General features: G+C 46.1%; 21 protein-coding genes. 5 read left to right on the top strand and 16 right to left on the bottom strand.

The window, feature by feature from the left end; translation table 11 throughout:
• The first annotated feature begins 23 nt into the window (after positions 1–23).
• Positions 24–227 (top strand): YrzA family protein, encoded by a 204-nt coding sequence (locus ACQE26_RS11015; RefSeq protein WP_003152771.1) that lies wholly within the window; start codon positions 24–26, stop codon positions 225–227.
• 40 nt (positions 228–267) lie between these two features.
• Here ACQE26_RS11015 and ACQE26_RS11010 read toward each other — a convergent pair whose 3' ends face one another.
• The 13 genes from ACQE26_RS11010 to ACQE26_RS10950 all read right to left on the bottom strand — a co-directional run bounded on the left by ACQE26_RS11010 (position 268) and on the right by ACQE26_RS10950 (position 13,529).
• Entirely contained in the window at positions 268–963 is a 696-nt protein-coding gene (locus ACQE26_RS11010; RefSeq protein ID WP_500469368.1) for a YrrS family protein, read from the bottom strand.
• A gap of 63 nt (positions 964–1,026) precedes the next feature.
• The gene (locus tag ACQE26_RS11005) at positions 1,027–2,781 is read right to left on the bottom strand and encodes a peptidoglycan D,D-transpeptidase FtsI family protein (protein ID WP_500469366.1); all 1,755 of its coding nucleotides are present in this window, start codon (positions 2,779–2,781) and stop codon (positions 1,027–1,029) included.
• Positions 2,782–2,833: 52 nt separating this feature from the next.
• Positions 2,834–3,307: a transcription elongation factor GreA gene (gene greA / locus ACQE26_RS11000; RefSeq protein ID WP_438420293.1), complete on the bottom strand. Its 474-nt coding sequence runs from the start codon at positions 3,305–3,307 to the stop codon at positions 2,834–2,836.
• Positions 3,308–3,560: 253 nt separating this feature from the next.
• The gene (gene udk, locus ACQE26_RS10995) at positions 3,561–4,196 is read right to left on the bottom strand and encodes a uridine kinase (RefSeq protein WP_016938838.1); all 636 of its coding nucleotides are present in this window, start codon (positions 4,194–4,196) and stop codon (positions 3,561–3,563) included.
• A 5-nt stretch (positions 4,197–4,201) separates the two neighbouring features.
• A complete protein-coding gene (locus tag ACQE26_RS10990) occupies positions 4,202–5,470 on the bottom strand; it encodes a peptidase U32 family protein (protein WP_500469364.1) in 1,269 nt (422 codons plus the stop codon).
• A gap of 17 nt (positions 5,471–5,487) precedes the next feature.
• On the bottom strand, positions 5,488–6,417 hold the full coding sequence (locus ACQE26_RS10985; RefSeq protein ID WP_500469363.1) for a peptidase U32 family protein: 930 nt from the start codon (positions 6,415–6,417) through the stop codon (positions 5,488–5,490).
• 6 nt (positions 6,418–6,423) lie between these two features.
• The gene (locus ACQE26_RS10980) at positions 6,424–7,077 is read right to left on the bottom strand and encodes an O-methyltransferase (protein ID WP_016938835.1); all 654 of its coding nucleotides are present in this window, start codon (positions 7,075–7,077) and stop codon (positions 6,424–6,426) included.
• Between the two features lie 150 nt (positions 7,078–7,227).
• Positions 7,228–8,319, bottom strand: a complete 1,092-nt coding sequence (gene mltG / locus ACQE26_RS10975; RefSeq protein WP_500469361.1) for an endolytic transglycosylase MltG — start codon at positions 8,317–8,319, stop codon at positions 7,228–7,230.
• 110 nt (positions 8,320–8,429) lie between these two features.
• Positions 8,430–8,711 (bottom strand): DUF1292 domain-containing protein, encoded by a 282-nt coding sequence (locus ACQE26_RS10970; protein WP_003152751.1) that lies wholly within the window; start codon positions 8,709–8,711, stop codon positions 8,430–8,432.
• Between the two features lie 12 nt (positions 8,712–8,723).
• Positions 8,724–9,140 carry a Holliday junction resolvase RuvX gene (gene ruvX, locus ACQE26_RS10965; protein WP_016938833.1) on the bottom strand — a complete coding sequence of 139 codons (417 nt, stop codon included), beginning with the start codon at positions 9,138–9,140 and terminating at the stop codon, positions 8,724–8,726.
• Between the two features lie 8 nt (positions 9,141–9,148).
• Positions 9,149–9,415 (bottom strand): IreB family regulatory phosphoprotein, encoded by a 267-nt coding sequence (locus ACQE26_RS10960; protein WP_003152749.1) that lies wholly within the window; start codon positions 9,413–9,415, stop codon positions 9,149–9,151.
• 84 nt (positions 9,416–9,499) lie between these two features.
• Positions 9,500–12,136, bottom strand: a complete 2,637-nt coding sequence (alaS, locus tag ACQE26_RS10955; RefSeq protein ID WP_500469358.1) for an alanine--tRNA ligase — start codon at positions 12,134–12,136, stop codon at positions 9,500–9,502.
• A gap of 331 nt (positions 12,137–12,467) precedes the next feature.
• Complete coding sequence (locus ACQE26_RS10950) at positions 12,468–13,529, bottom strand: AI-2E family transporter (RefSeq protein ID WP_500469356.1); 1,062 nt, start codon at positions 13,527–13,529, stop codon at positions 12,468–12,470.
• Positions 13,530–13,747: 218 nt separating this feature from the next.
• On the opposite strand from ACQE26_RS10950, the gene ACQE26_RS10945 reads away from it, so the two are divergent.
• The 4 genes from ACQE26_RS10945 to ACQE26_RS10930 are packed head-to-tail and all read left to right on the top strand — an operon-like array spanning position 13,748 to position 16,708.
• The gene (locus ACQE26_RS10945) at positions 13,748–14,476 is read left to right on the top strand and encodes an amino acid ABC transporter ATP-binding protein (protein WP_438420299.1); all 729 of its coding nucleotides are present in this window, start codon (positions 13,748–13,750) and stop codon (positions 14,474–14,476) included.
• A 20-nt stretch (positions 14,477–14,496) separates the two neighbouring features.
• On the top strand, positions 14,497–15,324 hold the full coding sequence (locus ACQE26_RS10940; protein ID WP_500469355.1) for a transporter substrate-binding domain-containing protein: 828 nt from the start codon (positions 14,497–14,499) through the stop codon (positions 15,322–15,324).
• Positions 15,325–15,382: 58 nt separating this feature from the next.
• Entirely contained in the window at positions 15,383–16,033 is a 651-nt protein-coding gene (locus tag ACQE26_RS10935) for an amino acid ABC transporter permease (RefSeq protein ID WP_438420301.1), read from the top strand.
• An 18-nt stretch (positions 16,034–16,051) separates the two neighbouring features.
• The gene (locus ACQE26_RS10930; protein WP_500469353.1) at positions 16,052–16,708 is read left to right on the top strand and encodes an amino acid ABC transporter permease; all 657 of its coding nucleotides are present in this window, start codon (positions 16,052–16,054) and stop codon (positions 16,706–16,708) included.
• A 35-nt stretch (positions 16,709–16,743) separates the two neighbouring features.
• Here the strand turns inward: ACQE26_RS10930 and ACQE26_RS10925 are convergent, their stop codons facing one another.
• From ACQE26_RS10925 to ACQE26_RS10915, 3 genes are read right to left on the bottom strand one after another with little or no spacing between them, the layout of a single operon-like run.
• The gene (locus ACQE26_RS10925; RefSeq protein WP_003152741.1) at positions 16,744–16,875 is read right to left on the bottom strand and encodes a YrzQ family protein; all 132 of its coding nucleotides are present in this window, start codon (positions 16,873–16,875) and stop codon (positions 16,744–16,746) included.
• Between the two features lie 21 nt (positions 16,876–16,896).
• Positions 16,897–17,088 (bottom strand): YrzR-like zinc ribbon domain, encoded by a 192-nt coding sequence (locus tag ACQE26_RS10920; protein WP_003152738.1) that lies wholly within the window; start codon positions 17,086–17,088, stop codon positions 16,897–16,899.
• Between the two features lie 12 nt (positions 17,089–17,100).
• The gene (locus ACQE26_RS10915; protein ID WP_438420304.1) at positions 17,101–17,559 is read right to left on the bottom strand and encodes a PRC-barrel domain-containing protein; all 459 of its coding nucleotides are present in this window, start codon (positions 17,557–17,559) and stop codon (positions 17,101–17,103) included.
• Positions 17,560–17,562 lie beyond the last annotated feature (3 nt).

Below are 17,562 nucleotides of genomic sequence, written 5' to 3'. Positions count from 1 at the left end.
AAAAATCAGGAGGATCTATACTGATGAATTTTCAATTGGATTTAATAAAAGATAAAGTAGAATTTTTTGAAGCGGCATCTTTGCAGGAGCTGGAAAAGAAAATAAACGTACAGATTGAAAACAACCAGGCGATTATGCTTCGCGTCCGTTCGGTATCCCATCAGGTGACGGCCGTTGACGGCAGAATTCTTTACAGCGCGTCGGTGCATTTTTCAGCTGACGTATGACAGAAAAAAAGCAGCTGAAGAGTCAGCTGCTTTTTTGCGGTTATTTTAAGGTTTCTACTTTTGTCGGCTTCCAGCCTTTTTTGTCTTCCCAAGTGATAGTGACCTGATACTTTTTGCCGTTCGTTTTGTCTAAAACTTTACCCTTCGCATCTTGCGGGCTTCCATTGTTTCCGAGCCACAGCACTGTCATGTGATCTTTTGACACGCCGGTTGCGTAAGAGATGGCGTCAAGCATTTCGGACCAGTCTTCAGAGCTTGAGTCATACGTCGCCGCATGTTCTCCCGTCTGCTTTGTGCCGACTGGTTTCCATTTTGAGTTAACAATTGTTTTATCGACATCGCTGGATGAGCCGCCCTCTGTTATTTTTGCTCCTTTAAAAGGATCGCTTGAATCAGAGGCTTTTTTGCTGTCATCACTTTTCGATGAATTATCGTCTTTTTTGCTGTCAGAGTCTGAAGATGAATCGGATTTGTCCTTATCCTGTTTATCTTTTTTGTCATCGTCTGATGCCGTATCTTTTTTGCTGTCTTTTATGTCCTCATCTGATGTCTGCTTCGTCTTGCTTGATGCAGGGGTTTCCTGCTTCTGGCTCACGTCGCTGGACGGACTGTTGATGAAGAGGCTGACTGCAACGACGACAATAAGAATAGATACGATAGCAATTAAAATGTTAAGCACCAAATTTGCTTTTCTGCGCTTATCACGGTTTTCAAAACGAGATTGTTTATTGCTCAATCATTCTGCACTCCTTTATCCCTCTTGCTCAGCATATATTTTAACATGGGCTGAGCGGTTGTTCTATGTCTGATTTGTTTCATTTTCATGTACCTTTTTAACAATATCATAAAACACTGTATTTGTCAGAGCCTTATCTCCCGGCGTGTCCATGTGCAGCACAACGAGAGCGTATTTCGGCTTGTCCGCGGGAAAGTATCCCGCAAACCATTTGTTGTAAAGCGTCTGTTTATCTTTTGTAAACATTCCCGTCTGGGCCGTTCCGGATTTTCCCGCCACCGCATACGGCAGATCTTGAAATCTTCTGCCGGTTCCTTTCGGTGATGTGACGACTTCTCTGAGAATTTTTTGAAGCTGCTGGGCCGTATATTTATCGATCGTTTTCCCCTTTAACGGCTGATCTTTGAATGACGCCATCGTCGTTCCGTTTTTGTATTCGATTTTGTCTGCGATTTTGACTTGTTTTTTTTCGCCGCCGCGCGCGATTGTCGCCATCATATTGGCGACTTCAAGCGGGGTGACTTTCACGTTTTTCTGTCCGATTGCCGTCTGGGCTACTGCTTTTTTGACGCTTTTGTCTTTGGCATCTCCCCAAATGACGCCGCTTTTTTCATTATACAGCTGCCTGAATCCGTCTTCCCGGTACAGCTTGCCTTCCCAGCCCGCCCGCTGTGTGAGACCGAGTTTTTCCGCCATGTTTTCAATAGCGGAGTCATCTTTTTTGACCAATTTTTCCGCAAGACTTGTAAACGTATAATTGCAGCTTTGGGCAAAGCTTTCTCCAAAATTGAGCGTGCCTTTGTCGTCACCCGGCTCTCCGTACAGGTTGAGACTGCAGTTAAAGGATGTGCCCGGCTTCACTTCATTTTGTTCAATTGCGGCTGCGGCGATCACCGTTTTAAACACGGATCCCGGATAAATCGGCGTCAGCATGTAATTTTGCAGTGTCTGCTGCTTTGACATGTCGGCGTCAGGCTTTGATACCATTCCGAGCACACTGCTTTTTTCAATGTCTAAAAGGACGGCTCCCCCCTTTTTTAACCCGCGGTCTTTCAATACATCTTCCATTGCTTTTTGAATGTTGCGGTCGATGGAGGTTTTGACTTGCAGCGGATAAAACGCGTTTGCTTCTGCCGTATATTTGACGTCCATTCCGAATAAAGGGTTTCCCCTTCCGTCGACATGATACAAAAGTTTTGTGTCCTGATCCGCCAGCAAAAACTCATCAAATGTCCGTTCCATCCCGCTTGTCCCGATTTTTGCCGTGATCGGCAGTTCCTTACGTCCGGGATACTTCTTTTTCAAAAGCTCCGGGTCCTGATTTGTCGCGCCCAACAGATGAGCGGCTATGTTTGTTTCTTTGCTGTCTTTCATATATACGCCGTAAATGCCGGGATATTTCAAAGAATTGATATTTGACACGGATTGTTTCGTCAGATGCTTTATTTTTCTGCTGTTTAGGATCACCGGTTTTTTCGCTTCCGTGAGAAGCTGCCTGAGCTCATCCTGTTTCATCCCGAGAATGGCGGATACCCGGTCAATCGGCCAATCCTGCGTCATGAGAAAGGGAAACAGAACGACAGCAGGCTGCTTTTTTCCGGTCAGCTCTTTGCCGTTCCGATCAAGAAAAGAGCCGCGTCCGTCTGAAATTAGGACTTCTTCCGTCCGCTGCTTGACGCTTTCCTGAATCAGATTAATATTAGATTTTGAAAAAGATTCTGTAAAAAACAGCTGAATTTCAGCCAGCCTGGCAAGCAAAAAGAAAAACACGAGCAGAAAACAAATCACGGCCGTTTTCAGCCTTTTTGATACGATCATAAAAAACACCTCATCCACATTTTGGACGAGGTGTTTCATTGTTAAACGGATCTTATGAAATTTTCACAATTTTCACGAGCATTTCTCCGCCCGGCGTCTGAACAGTGACTTCGTCGTCCACTTTTCTGCCGAGCAGGCTTTTTGCGATCGGCGAATCGTTTGAGATTTTTCCTTCAAACGGATCAGCTTCAGCGCTTCCGACGATCGTGTAAGATTCTTCTTCACCGTCAGGCAATTCGATGAATGATACGGTTTTTCCCAAACCGACAACATTTGAACCGCCGTCGTCCTCGATGATTTTCGCATTGCGGATCATATTTTCAAGCGTCGTGATGCGCCCTTCCACAAATGCCTGTTCTTCTTTTGCAGAATCATACTCAGAGTTCTCTGACAGATCTCCGAAGCTTCTTGCGATTTTGATGCGTTCTACTACTTCTTTACGTTTAACCGTTTTCAATTGCTCTAATTCTTGTTCAAGTTTTTGTTTTCCTTCTTGAGTCATCGGAAAAACTTTTTCTTGTGCCATGTTCCTTCACTCCTTGGTGGTTGTCCCTCAACAATAACGTGTGATTATGTATGAGAGCATAAACGAAAAAATCAAGAATGAGAACACAGGGCAGTCCTCGTTCTTCTCTCCCATATAGGTACTGTTTATCTTAAACTGAATGTGTGTTTTCTGCAAATGTTTCGGTTTATAAACAGGGAAAGAAGGGAACTGTCTCATTCCCTTCCAGCCTATACATAATATGGTCTGAGTTATTTATGTCTATGCTATGGTATTACAAAATTGCATTTTGTTCAAGGATCGTTTGAATCTTCGTGACCATCAGATCAATCGCGACGTGGTTTTGGCCGCCTTCCGGAATAATGATGTCCGCGTAGCGTTTCGTCGGTTCAACAAACTGATTGTGCATCGGTCTGACGACGGATACATACTGCTCGATGACAGAATCAATAGAACGGCCTCTTTCGTTAATATCTCTCATAATCCGTCTGATGATACGGAGATCCGCGTCCGTGTCGACATAAAGTTTTATGTCCATGAGGTCGCGAAGCCTTTTATCTTCAAGAACGAGAATGCCTTCCAGAATAATGACATCCTTCGGCTCAACCGGAATGGTTTCCTCAGAACGCGTATGGAGTTTATAATCATAAATCGGCTTTTCTATCGGCCGGTAATTCAAAAGCTCTTGAATATGCTCGATTAAATAGTCATTATCAAATGCGAGCGGATGATCATAGTTTGTGTTGAGCCTTTCTTCAAACGGAAGATGGCTTTGGTCTTTATAATAAAGGTCTTGCTGGATCATTAAAATCGAGTGTCCTTTAAACTGTTCGTAAATGGAACGGGTGACGCTTGTTTTTCCTGATCCGGAACCTCCGGCGATACCTATAACTACAGGACTCTTACCCATTGGGATTACTTCCCCTTTCTCATCATGTTGCTCGGATAAATCTTTTTGTCTACTTTAAATGTAACGATTTGCAGGGGATGGCGGGCAGCATCAAGCTCGTTTCCGTCTTCGTCCCAAATAGTGCCGATGGTGAATGTGAAATTGTCAATTTCAGGACCGAAAAATTCAACTTCGTCACCTTGTTTAAAGAAATTGCGCTGCTGGAGCGTCACCATTTGAGTTTCCTCGTTATATGCGAGCACGAGACCGGCAAAATCAAATGTTGTTTTCTTTCCGTGTTCGCCGAACATCTGCTCCTCAAAACCGGGCGTGCCTTCAAAGAAAGCAGGCGCAGTATCCCGGTTTGCACATTTGTCCAGCTCATCAAGCCATTCTTTTTGAATGATAAAGTTTTCAGGATCAGCGCAGTATGCGTCGATGACTTTGCGATACACACTGACAACCGTCGCTACGTAATGAATCGATTTCATCCGGCCTTCAATTTTCAGACTGTCAATGCCCATCTCGATCATTTGCGGTATGGATTCAATCAATTTTAAATCTTTCGGGCTCATCGCAAACGGAGCGTCTTCTTCGTCATAGAGCGCGACCGCATTTGCACCGTCTGTCTGATACAGGTCATAATCCCAGCGGCACGACTGACAGCAGCCGCCGCGGTTGGAATCACGGGCCGTCATGTGATTGCTCAGCACGCATCGGCCTGAGTAAGCGATACACATGGCGCCATGGATAAAGGTTTCGATTTCAATATCCACCTTTTCCTTCATTTCTTTAATTTCCAGTCCGCTCGTTTCACGGGCAAGCACCACACGGTCAAGACCTTCTTCTTTCCAGAACTGCACCGCTTTCCAGTTGGAAAGGGACTGCTGTGTGCTGAGATGAATCTCAACGTCCGGGGCGACTCTCCGGCATGTTTCAATAATCAGCGGATCAGCGACGATAATTCCGGCAACTTTTGCGTCTCCCAACGCTTTTAAGTATTCTTCCAGACCGTCCATATTTTCATTATGGGCGAAAATGTTTGTTGTCACATATATTTTCGCCCCGTATTTTTTGGCGAATTCTACGCCCTCTGCAATTTCTTCTATAGAAAAGTTATCCGCATTAGAGCGGAGCCCGTATTCCTGTCCTCCGATAAAAACCGCGTCCGCCCCGTAATGAACGGCAATTTTTAATTTTTCAAGGTTTCCTGCCGGAGCAAGAAGTTCAGGTTTTTTCGTAATGACGCGTTTTCCGTTTACGACTTTGGAAATGGTTTGATTTACGGCTGTCATCCGTTGCACCCTCCTTTTTAATAGACCGTTTCTTTAAAGAAGAATCCTGTGTCGATGCTTCTGTTCACAGGCTGAATGCTTTCAATCCGCTCTATCCAGCTCTCTTTTTTCTCTTCGTATGCCTCGCGGCTTTCGATGCACAAATCGATTGCCTCTCTGTACATGCGGGTCACTTCGGTTAAGTATTCAGGAGACTTCAAAACTCCGTCGATTTTGAAAGAATCAATGCCGGCGTCTATCAGATCCTCTAATTCATCAATCATGCACACATCGTTCGGACTCATGATGTGCGTGCCGTTTTCGTCTTCAAAAATCGGGTATTTATTGCCCCGTTCTTTGTCATGCAGAAACATGCCCGCTTCTTTTTTCTTCTGTTCGATGTCCATGACTTTTCCCTGGTATTCGAAGTAATGGCCCACTAATGAACGCTTAGATTGGAACATGCACGTCATGCCGTGGATTTGAATTTCAATTTCCACTTCGGCGTTCTCTTTTATGTCAATGATGCTGTCCATATTTAATTCCTTTGCCAGCACTGCGCGCCGTGCGCCTTTGCGTCCCCAGTAATTACAGGAATAGTAGTTGGTTCCCGTTGTTTCCGTGCTCCAGTGCAGTTTGAGCCCGGGAGCCGCTTCACGCGCCGCCATTAAAACGGCCGGATCACCGAAAACAGCCGCATCCACGCCGGCTTCCTGCAAAAAGGCAAGATAGCCGTTCAGCTCGTCCACTTTTTCATTGTGAAAAATAGCATTGACGGCAGCGTACACTTTCGCGCCTTCCTGATGAGCTGTTTTTACGGCTTCTTTAATATCTTCTCTTGAAAATTCCCCGGCCAGTCTCAGGCCGTATCTTTGTTCTCCGACTAACAGCGCCGTTGCCCCCGCTTGAATGAGCGGAAGAATATCCTGTACGGAAGTCGGAGTCACCAAAAGTTCAGGTTTTTTCATGATCATTCACCTCTTCTTTTTACTGATGGCGATGCCGTCTCCGACCGGCAGTATGACCGTTTGATAGTCAGGCCGGTTCATCAGCCATTGGTTATATTGATCAATTTTTTCAACAAGCTTCCGTCTTCTTTTCGGCTCAATTTCCGAGTGATCTTGCGCCACCAGCCCTTTAAACAGAACATTGTCTGTGAAAATGACCCCATCCGGCGCAAGCATCGGTTCATAGAGCTCAAAAAAGTTCGTGTACTGGCCTTTTGCCGCATCGATAAAAATGGCATCATAAGGAGCCGTGACACGGACAGACTCAGAAAGTTCAAGCGCATCCCCGTACAGTACGTGAATCCGATTTTCCATTTCAAAGTCTTTTATATTGTTCACAGCTTCTTCATAGCGTTTGTCGTCCCGTTCAATCGTGTAAATATTCGCATCCGGAAGTTCAAGCGCCATCCGTATAGCCGAATATCCGATTGCCGTGCCGATTTCCAAGATGTTTTTCGCCTGTTGAATCGACAGCATTTGAAGCAGCACTTCAATGCCCGCTTCTTCCATAATCGGAACATGGTGCTCTTTTGCATAGGCTTCAAGCTTTTTCACTTTATCAGGCCGAGGCTTCAGCATCGCGTTTATATACTCGTTTATTTGTTCATACCGATCATTCACGGCAAACAGCCTCCGTTCTAAAAAGGAGTGCCCCTGACGAATCCGCGGGGACACTCTCTTAAGACACTTCTTTATCCATAAGTAAACAACCCGATATATTTTATCATAAAACCTTTCAGAATGGAATAAAAGGAGAGCTTTTGCCCTCCTTTATTCACTGTCTTTTTTGGAAATATACTTTTCCTTCGCTTTATTATGATCTTTTAATGTTTTCGTGAATACGACCTCACCGTTAGATTTTGCCAGGAAATAGAGATAATCCGTTTTGTCAGGGTTAAGAGCCGCTTCCCACGATGAATCCCCGGCGTTTGCAATCGGTCCCGGCGGCAGCCCCTTATGTTTATACGTGTTAAACGGAGAATCAATTTTCAGGTCTTTGTAGAAGACCCGGCTCTTATGCCTGCCGGCCGCATATAATACCGTCGGGTCAGTCTGCAGCGGCATTTTTTCTGCAAGTCTGTTGTAAAAGACGCTTGCGATTTTGTGACGGTCGGCTTTGGCAGTGGCTTCCTCTTCGATAAGCGATGCCATCGTCAGGGCGTTATGGACGGAAAGTTTCTTTTTTTCCAGTTCAGATTTATATGTTTCGATACGGGTGTTTGTTTCCTGAACCATTGCCGTCAAAATCTTATCAAGCGATGCTTCCGGATCATTAAACGGATATGTGGCCGGGTATAAATAGCCTTCAAGCGGATGCTTAAGCTTCTTGTTTGAAAGGGCGTCCGTTATTGTATCAGGAAACTGTTTTTTCAGTTTGTCGATAAATGTTTTGTCGTCCAGTTTTGCCATGATCTCTTCTTTTGAATATGATGTTTCTTTTGCGATCGCGTCGGCAATCTGTGTCAGCTGTTTTCCTTCGGGAACGGTGATCTGAAAGGCATACCCCGCAGATCCCGCGGTCAGTTTTTTGATAATCGCATCCGCGTCCATTCCTTTATTCAGATGGTAAAATCCCGCCTGAAATCCGGAAGCGCCTTTATACTTCACATACAGCTGAAATGCTTTTTTGCTTTTGATGACATGCTGATCCTCAAGAATTCCGGCGATTGCCGAAACCGAAGAACCGCTCGGAATATTAATATTGACTGTCGTTTTGCTGCCTTTGTCAACCGGGGACAGCAGAGATTTTCCATAGAAAAAAGCACCGCAAATGATGATGATCAGAGCGATCACGGAGGACAGTATTATCGTCGTTTTTTTGTTTTTGCGCAGAAATGAATGTTTAGTCTGATTGATATTCATACAAGTATTTTCCTCCCAACAGCTCTTATACTACATGATTCGCGGGCATTCGGCAATTTATTACAAAAAAAGCCGAAGCGGCATATGCGCTCCGGCTTTTTCTGTTCATTTTATTCTTCGTCTTCTTCCGCTAAAAACGTATTCAGCGTTTCTTCGATCATTTCCCACTCTTCATCAGTTTCAATCGGCATCAGTTCGCCGTCTTCGCCGTTTTCGTTCGGCTCGAAGCTTGAAGCGTGAATTTCGATTTCATCATCGTCTTGAGCATCAATCGGATAATAAAGAACGTAAGATTTGTTGAATGTGTCGTTTTCAAATGTAAACAGCACTTCGCAAAGCTGTTCGTTACCTTGATCATCGACAATTGTAATGTGTTTTTCGCCGTGTTCCATTTCTTTCACCTCTTAGTTTAAACTGTCCAGATATCCTTGAAGGATCATGACAGCCGCCATTTTATCAATGACTTTTTTTCGTTTTTGCCTGCTGACGTCAGCCGCGATCAGCATTTTTTCAGCCGCCATCGTCGTCAGACGCTCGTCCCACAGCACAACAGGGACATTGTACGCTGTTTCAAGCAGTTTCGCAAATGTTTGGCTGGCTTCGCCTCTCGGACCGATCGTCCCGTTCATGTTTTTCGGAAAACCGAGCACGACCTTCTCTACATTATAGTCTTTCATCAGCTCGGATAAACGGTCCAGACCGTAATCTCCTTCAGCTTCGTTTATTTTTATCGTCTCAATGCCCTGAGCGGTCCAGCCCATCTCATCGCTTAAAGCGACGCCGAGTGTTTTCGTTCCCAGATCAAGTCCCAATATTCTCATGAGTGTATTTACGCCTCTTTATGCTGTTCTAGATAGGATTTTACCAATTCCTCAATTAATTCGTCACGTTCCAATTTGCGAATTAAGTTCCGGGCGTCGCGATGCCTAGGAATGTATGCAGGGTCTCCAGACAGCAAGTATCCGACAATCTGGTTGATAGGATTGTACCCCTTTTCCTGAAGCGCATCATATACTGTAATCAGCACTTCTTCGACGTTTGTTTCAGCAGAATCATCGGAGAAATTAAATTTCATCGTTTTATCAAACGAGCTCACCGTTTTGCACCTCTTTCCCAAATTCGCAGGCAAAGTTCAGCCTGAGGTCCTCATCTTATCATCATTCTACACTAGTTGAAAGGATTATAAAACGGATTTTATCCAATCTTCCGCAGATGCGAGCGCCTCTTCCAATTTCTCAGGCTGCTTTCCGCCGGCCTGCGCCATGTCCGGACGGCCTCCGCCTCCGCCTCCGCAGACTTCTGCCGCTTGTTTGACCATTTTGCCGGCGTGAAGGCCTTTTTCGATCAGGTCTTTTGTTACGCCCGCTGACAGGTTGACTTTGTCATTTTGCACGGCGCCGAGAATGATGACCGCAGAGCCGAGCTTCGCCTTCAGGTCATCCACCATTGTGCGAAGGTGGTTCATGTCTTTCGCGTTTACTTTTTCAGCCAGCACTTTTACGCCGCCGATGTCTTTTACTTTAGACAGAATGGCTCCGGCTTCCACATTGCCGAGTTTGCTGAGCAATGATTCATTTTCTCTTTGCGCTTCTTTTAGCTCCGCTTGAAGAGACTGGATTCGCTTCGGCACGTCTTTTACGTTTGATTTCAGCTCGTCCGCAGCGTGCTGCAGGAGGCTGAGCTGGGTGTTCATTTCCTGATAAGCGCCTTTTCCTGTCACGGCTTCAATTCTTCGCGTACCTGCGCCGATCCCTGATTCGGATACGATTTTAAACAGGCCGATTTCAGCCGTATTCGTAACATGGCATCCGCCGCAAAGCTCAATGCTGTAATCTCCGACTTGTACGACGCGGACGATATCGCCGTATTTCTCGCCGAACAGGGCCATTGCGCCCATTTCTTTTGCTTCATTGATCGGTTTCAGATCAATCGCTACCGGAATGCTCTCCCAGATTTTTTCGTTGACGATTCCTTCAATGCGTTCAAGTTCTTCTTTAGTCACTTGACCGAAATGAGAGAAGTCAAAACGCAGACGGTTTTCGGTAACGAGTGAGCCGGCTTGGTTGACATGTGTGCCGAGAACGTCTTTCAGCGCCTGGTGCAGAAGGTGGGTTGCCGTATGGTTTTTCACTACGCCGCTTCTCATTTGGTCCTCCACTTCAGCGGTGACGCTTGCGCCTTTTTGAATCGTGCCGCTATCCACTGTGCCTTCGTGGACATGCTGGCCGTTCGGAGCTTTTTTCACGTCTTTAATGGTTACGACAGCCTGTGCGCTTCTCAGCACTCCTCTGTCACCGATCTGTCCGCCGCTTTCAGCATAGAAAGGCGTTTTATCAAGAAGAATCTGAACGGTATCCCCTTCATGCGCCTCGCTGATTAATTGCCCGTCATGAAGAAGCTCGATCACCTTCGCTTCAGCTTTTACGGAACTGTAGCCGACAAACGTGCTTTCTGCAGTAATGTCGCGCAATGCGCCGCCCTGCACCTGCATGCTTCCTACATCTTGGCGCGCATTTCTCGCCCGTTCACGCTGTTTTTCCATTTCGGCTTCAAAGCCTTTATGATCAACCTTCATTTGCTCATCTTCCGCGTATTCCTCCGTCAATTCAACCGGGAATCCGTACGTATCGTACAGTTTGAATACGTCTTTTCCGGAGATGATGCCGCTGCCTTTTTCCTTTTCTTTCTTTATTACGTCAGATAAAATGGCAAGACCTTCGTTCAATGTTTCATGGAAGCGCTCTTCCTCCGTTTTGATGACTTTGGCGATAAACTCTTGCTTTTCTTTCACCTCCGGATAGAAAGCGTCCATAATTCCTGCAACAGTCGGTACCAGCTCATACATAAACGGACGGCTGATACCGATTGTTTTCGCGTATCGTACAGCCCGGCGAAGGAGGCGTCTCAGAACATACCCGCGCCCTTCGTTTGACGGCAGAGCTCCGTCGCTTACCGCAAATGCGACCGTTCTGATATGATCTGCAATCACTTTAAAGGCTGTGTCCTTCACTGCATCCTTTCCGTAAGCATCTCCGGAAATGCGCTCTGCAGCTTCAATAATCGGCATAAACAAATCAGTGTCAAAGTTTGTCGGAACGTCTTGAATAACGGAAACCATCCGTTCAAGCCCCATGCCCGTATCAATGTTTTTCTTCGGAAGCGGTGTGTACGTGCCGTCCGGATTGTGGTTGAACTCTGAAAATACCAGGTTCCACACTTCAAGATAACGATCATTTTCGCCGCCCGGATATAATTCAGAATCTGACGGATCATTGCCGTATTTCTCGCCGCGGTCATAGAAAATTTCCGTATTCGGTCCGCTCGGGCCTTCGCCGATATCCCAGAAGTTCCCTTCCAGGCGGATGATTCTTTCTTCCGGAACGCCGATTTTTTCGGCCCATAGCGTATAAGCTTCTTCATCCTCAGGATGAACCGTTACAGACAGCAGCTCCGGATCAAAGCCGATCCACTTTTCGCTCGTTAAAAACTCCCATGCCCACGTGATGGCTTCTTCTTTAAAATAATCGCCGATGGAAAAGTTTCCGAGCATCTCAAAGAACGTATGGTGGCGCGCCGTTTTTCCCACATTTTCAATATCATTTGTGCGGATTGATTTTTGCGCGTTCACAATTCTCGGATTCTCCGGCACAACGCGGCCGTCAAAGTATTTTTTCAGCGTCGCAACGCCGCTGTTGATCCACAATAAAGACGGATCTTCATGCGGAACCAATGAGGCGCTCGGTTCAACGGCATGGCCTTTTTCTTTAAAAAAATCTAAAAACATTTGACGCACTTCAGCAGAAGTTAAGTGTTTCATCTATATTCCTCCTTATCACTACCCGAAATTCTCTTTCGCGACAGCAAAAAAGCCCTCTCCCTATGCAAACCATGCGTTCACACAGGGACGAGAGCTGTCTCGCGGTACCACCCTGATTACAGGCCGAAAAAGGCCCGTCACCTTTCATCCCGTAACGCAGGACTGCGGCAGCCTTTAACTGCACTCAGGATTAGCTTCGGCCGATCTTCTGCTGAAGCTCCTTTCAGCGTATCGGAGCTTCTCTCTTAAACAGGGCTTCGGCGTACTCATATCCGTCACTCGAGATTCGTATGTATTCTACTCGAAATTATAGACAAGCAGAACCCGAATGTCAATGTTCCGTCCTGATCCGCAAAAAGTGAATAGCCGTCACTTTTAAAACGGCTGCTGCAGGCACAGCGAGAATCATGCCGGGAATGCCCGCAAGCTCTCCTCCGGCAAGAAGTGCAAGCATAATCACGACGGGATGCATTCTGAGACTGCGCCCGACAATAAGCGGGCTCAAAATGTTTCCTTCTATAAATTGAAGAATAAAAATCGTGACGATTACGATGATCACAGCTTTAGCAGAAATCGCCAGCGAAAGGAGCAGCGCCGGAACAGCGCCGATAAACGGACCGAAATACGGTATGACATTCGTAATCCCGATGGCAAGACCTAAGATCAGCGGATAAGGAAGGCCGAACAGCCAGAAAGAAACGCCGGCTATTAATCCGAGCAAAAAACAAACGAGAAGCTGCCCGCGGATATAGTCGCCGAGAGAGTCGTCCACATCCCGCAGAAATTCACTCCCCCTTTTCCTCCAAGACTTCGGCGTCAAATACCAGACCGTCTTTTTCATGACGTCTATATCCTTCACCATATAGAAAACGAGAAAAGGAATCGTCGCCGCGATCAGGATATAATCAAGCACGAAACGGATGCTTCTGATTGTGCTTTCAATCGTGCCGGCAAGAAACGTTTCTGTCTGCTGAATCATTTTATCCATCCGATGGTGCATGCCGTCAGGCCAATGATCTGTATGATTATGCAGATGCCTCAGCATGATGTTGTAGTTTTCGGCAAGACCGGGAATGCTCTCAGACAGATCCTGCAGCTGTTCAATTAAAACAGGAACCCCTTTATAAGCCCCCCAGCCGATTCCGCCGAAAAACAGGCAATAAATCAGAAGCAGGCTTAAAGTTCTAGGCATCCCTTTCTTATGAAGCCATTCAGTAATCGGAAGCAAAAGATAAGCAATAAATACTGCAATGAATATGGGAATAAAGAGAGATTTTATAACAAGCCATATGGGTGACCATAACATATCGAGCATACAAAAGACATACACTGTTAACAAAACGAGCAGACATACAGCCGTCCACATTAAGAGCTGCAGCGGTTTTTGAAGCATGATGTTTCACCTCTTGCTTTATCTTTTGACAGAAAGCCGGAATTATTCCCGTTTCCTAAAGTCCGCCTTATGTCGCAGACCTCATGACGGAATTAATTATCTGAAATTACTAAAAAGTTTGAATATATTTTCTGGAAATTTGTATAATCATCGTAACGTTAAAGAAATTTCCATAACTGTTAGTTAATATGACGCATGTTTTTCTAAGGAGGATGACCATGATCTCATTTCAGGATGTCAATAAGCACTACGGACAGTTCCACGTGCTGAAGAACATTAATCTGCACATTAAAAAAGGGGAAGTCGTCGTTGTCATCGGACCATCAGGATCCGGAAAAAGCACGCTTCTCCGCTGCATTAATCAGCTGGAAACGGTTGATGGAGGCGTTTTAACGGTAAACGGCGCCTCCATCCATGACAAAAAAACGGATATGAATAAAGTCCGCCGCAATATCGGCATGGTGTTTCAGCATTTTCATCTGTATCCGCATAAAACCGTTCTGCAAAACATTATGCTCGCGCCGATCAAAGTGCTCAGGCAATCAAAAGAAGAAGCAAAAGAAACGGCCTTATATTACCTGAAAAAAGTCGGCATACCCGACAAAGCGGACGCTTACCCTTCACAGCTTTCAGGCGGCCAGCAGCAGCGCGTCGCCATTGCCAGAGGGCTTGCGATGAAGCCTGAGGTGATGCTGTTTGATGAACCGACATCCGCGCTTGATCCGGAAATGATCGGGGAAGTGCTGGATGTCATGAAAACACTTGCAAAGGAAGGAATGACCATGGTGGTCGTCACACATGAAATGGGATTCGCCAAAGAAGTGGCGGACCGCATCGTGTTTATCGACGGCGGTTCCATCTTAGAGGAAGCTGCACCGGCTGCGTTTTACGAAAGCCCGCGTGAAGAGAGGGCGCGTTTATTCTTAAGCCGTATTTTAAATCACTGAAAAGAAACGGGGGAACGCTTATGTCACGCGTAACAAAATGGTTATCTTTCGGATTGATCTCACTGCTGGCCGTCTTGATGCTGGCCGCCTGCGGAGGGAAAGAAACGTCCGGGGATTCAAAGGGCACAGGAAAAGACACATTAGCTTCTATTAAAGACAGAGACAAAATCATCTTCGGCGTTAAAACCGATACGAGATTATTCGGACTGAAAAACCCAAGCTCCGGGGATATCGAAGGGTTTGATATTGATATCGCCAAACAGATTGCAAAAGATATTCTGGGAGATGAGAAAAAAGCGGAGTTTAAAGAAGTGACGTCAAAAACGAGAATTCCGATGCTGCAAAACGGCGATATCGACGCCATCACGGCCACGATGACGATAACAGATGAGCGGAAAAAAGAAGTTGATTTCTCAGACGTTTATTTTGAAGCCGGGCAGTCCCTGCTCGTCAAAAAAGGAAGCCGCATCAAAAGCACCGAAGACCTTGGAAAAAGCTCAAAAGTATTGGCGGTAAAAGGCTCCACTTCCTCACAGAACATCAGGGAAAAAGCGCCTGACGCCTCAGTGCTGGAATTTGAAAATTACGCCGAAGCGTTCATTGCGCTTAAAGCGGGACAGGGAGATGCGCTCACAACGGATAATGCGATTTTATACGGCATGGCGGATGAAAATAAACAATATCAGCTGACAGGCGGCACATTCACCGATGAACCTTACGGAATCGCCGTTAAAAAAGGCCAATCCGGGCTCGTCAAAGAAATCAACGCCTCTTTGAAAAAAATGAAAGCCGACGGCAGGTACGGGAAAATCTATAAAAAATGGATTAAAGAAGAACCGGCAAAATAGAATCGACCGCGGGATGAGCAGACATGCTCATCCCCGTTTTATAAGGAGTGACAAAAACATGAACTTTACAATCTTAACGGAAAACTTCGATATGTACCTGGACGGTTTCCTGCACACACTGCTTGCGAGCTTCATCGCGCTGGCCGGCAGCTTCGCTCTTGGTGTTCTGATCGCAGTCATGAGAATCACGACGTTCAAACCCCTCCAATGGATCGGCACTGCGTATGTGGAATTTATCCGGAACATTCCGCTTCTCCTCATCACATTCGTTTTTTATTTCGGACTTCCGAACGCCGGATTGAGACTGGACGGCTTTCAGGCGGGAACGATCGCACTGACGATTTATACGTCCGCCTTTATCGCAGAAGCCATAAGAGCCGGAATTCAGACTGTCTCCAAGGGACAAATGGAAGCGGCCAGATCGTCAGGCTTCACCTACAGTCAGGCGATGAGATACGTGATTCTCCCTCAGGCTGTTAAAATCGTGATTCCCCCGCTTGGAAACCAATTTCTCAACCTTGTCAAAAACTCATCAATTCTCGGAGTGGTGGCGGGACTGGATTTGATGTATCAGGCCGATCTCGTTTCTTCAAGCACTCTCGTCGTGTTTGATGTTTATATCTTTGCGGCGCTTTTTTATTTGATTTTAACGATACCGCTCAGCATCGGGGTTCATTATTTGGAAAGACGCCTCGGAAAAAGTGATTAAAGAAGGAGAGTGAAAAACATGGATTTTAGCGGCGCCTATACACCTGACCACCTGCTGTTTTTATGGAACGGCTTTTTGATCACGCTTTATGTTGCGCTTATTTCTATTATCCTGAGTTTTATTTTCGGGCTTGCCGCCGGCACTTTGCGCTATGCGAAAATCCCTGCCGTCTCTGGCATTATAGCCGCCATTGTCGAAACCATCCGCAACCTGCCGCTGTTATTAATCATTTTCTTTACGTTTTTTGCCCTTCCGGAAATCGGCATCAAACTGGAAATTTCCGCAGCCGCCATCACAGCGCTGACGATTTTTGAATCAGCTATGCTGTCAGAAATCATCAGAAGCGGTCTGCAATCCGTTGAGAAAGGCCAGATTGAAGCGGCGCGTTCTTCAGGACTGACCTACACGCAGACTCTTTTTCTCGTCATCATGCCGCAGGCGCTCAGGCGTATGGCTCCTCCGATTGTGAGCCAATTTATTTCTTTATTAAAGGATACGTCACTTGCGGTGGTCATCGCTCTGCCCGAGCTGATTCATAATGCGCAGATTTTAAACGGACAAAGCGCTGACGGGGGTTATTTTTTCCCGGTTTTTCTGCTGGCGGCCCTGATGTATTTTGCGGTCAATTACAGCTTATCTCTTCTAGCCAGGCGGCTGGAGGCGAGACAAACGTAAAAAGGATACTTCCGAAGAAGTATCCTTTTTTCTGCTTAGAACATTTTCATAACTCGTCTTCTCATCCGTTTCATACCTTTTTTATTCAGCATATCGGACTGAGAAGCCATACGATACATAACGGCTCCAGCTCCTAAAGCCAATAGAGAGGTCATTGTTCTGCCCATCGCGCGTATCTCCTTTCAACATTAAAAATTGATACTGCGTTCGTCTTCAGAAAACAAATCATCAAGACTGCTTAACGTGCCGTCTTCCTCTACTTGATGTGTCGCAATTTTGCCTTTGGCCACCGTCAGCTCTATGAAGCAGCCCCAGCAATAGTATTGGTTTACGCCGATTTTGCCGATATCTTTACTTTTGCAGTTCGGACATACAAGCACAGACTACACCTCTTATCCGTTCAGGACGATGCCGTCTTTCCCCGCTTCAATAAGCGTATCGGCAGCGCGCCGCACTTGGCGTCTGCCTGCCAGATCTGAAAAGAAGCCGTCCGAGAGTTCATATGCTACGATTATGCCCTTGTCCAAACAAAAGTATACATCTTCCAGCAAACCGAACATTTCACCATCAGGCGATTTCACCGGCTGCATCTTAATCTGTTCAAAGGTGAAACAGCTCTTCGGCAAAGGCTGCAAGTGAGCTTCGGCGGCAGCTACGGCTTCTTGTTCCATCTCTTTTATATCACTGGCTGCTAAAAAAAGATGGCGGTTGTGAAACAGGCGTTTCTGCTCAAGCACGAAACCGAGAAACCGGCCGTCAAGAGAGAAACACACATCCGATATTACCCCCAGGCTGCGCCGGGTGTGTTCGTCATATACGGTTCGTCCTTCAGCTGCATGGCATGTTCTCAAAGT

The sequence above is a fragment of the Bacillus sp. 5RYD7K genome (assembly GCF_059831465.1).
Note: the sequence above shows the minus strand (reverse complement) of the source record. Positions and strands in the feature narration are given on the sequence as shown.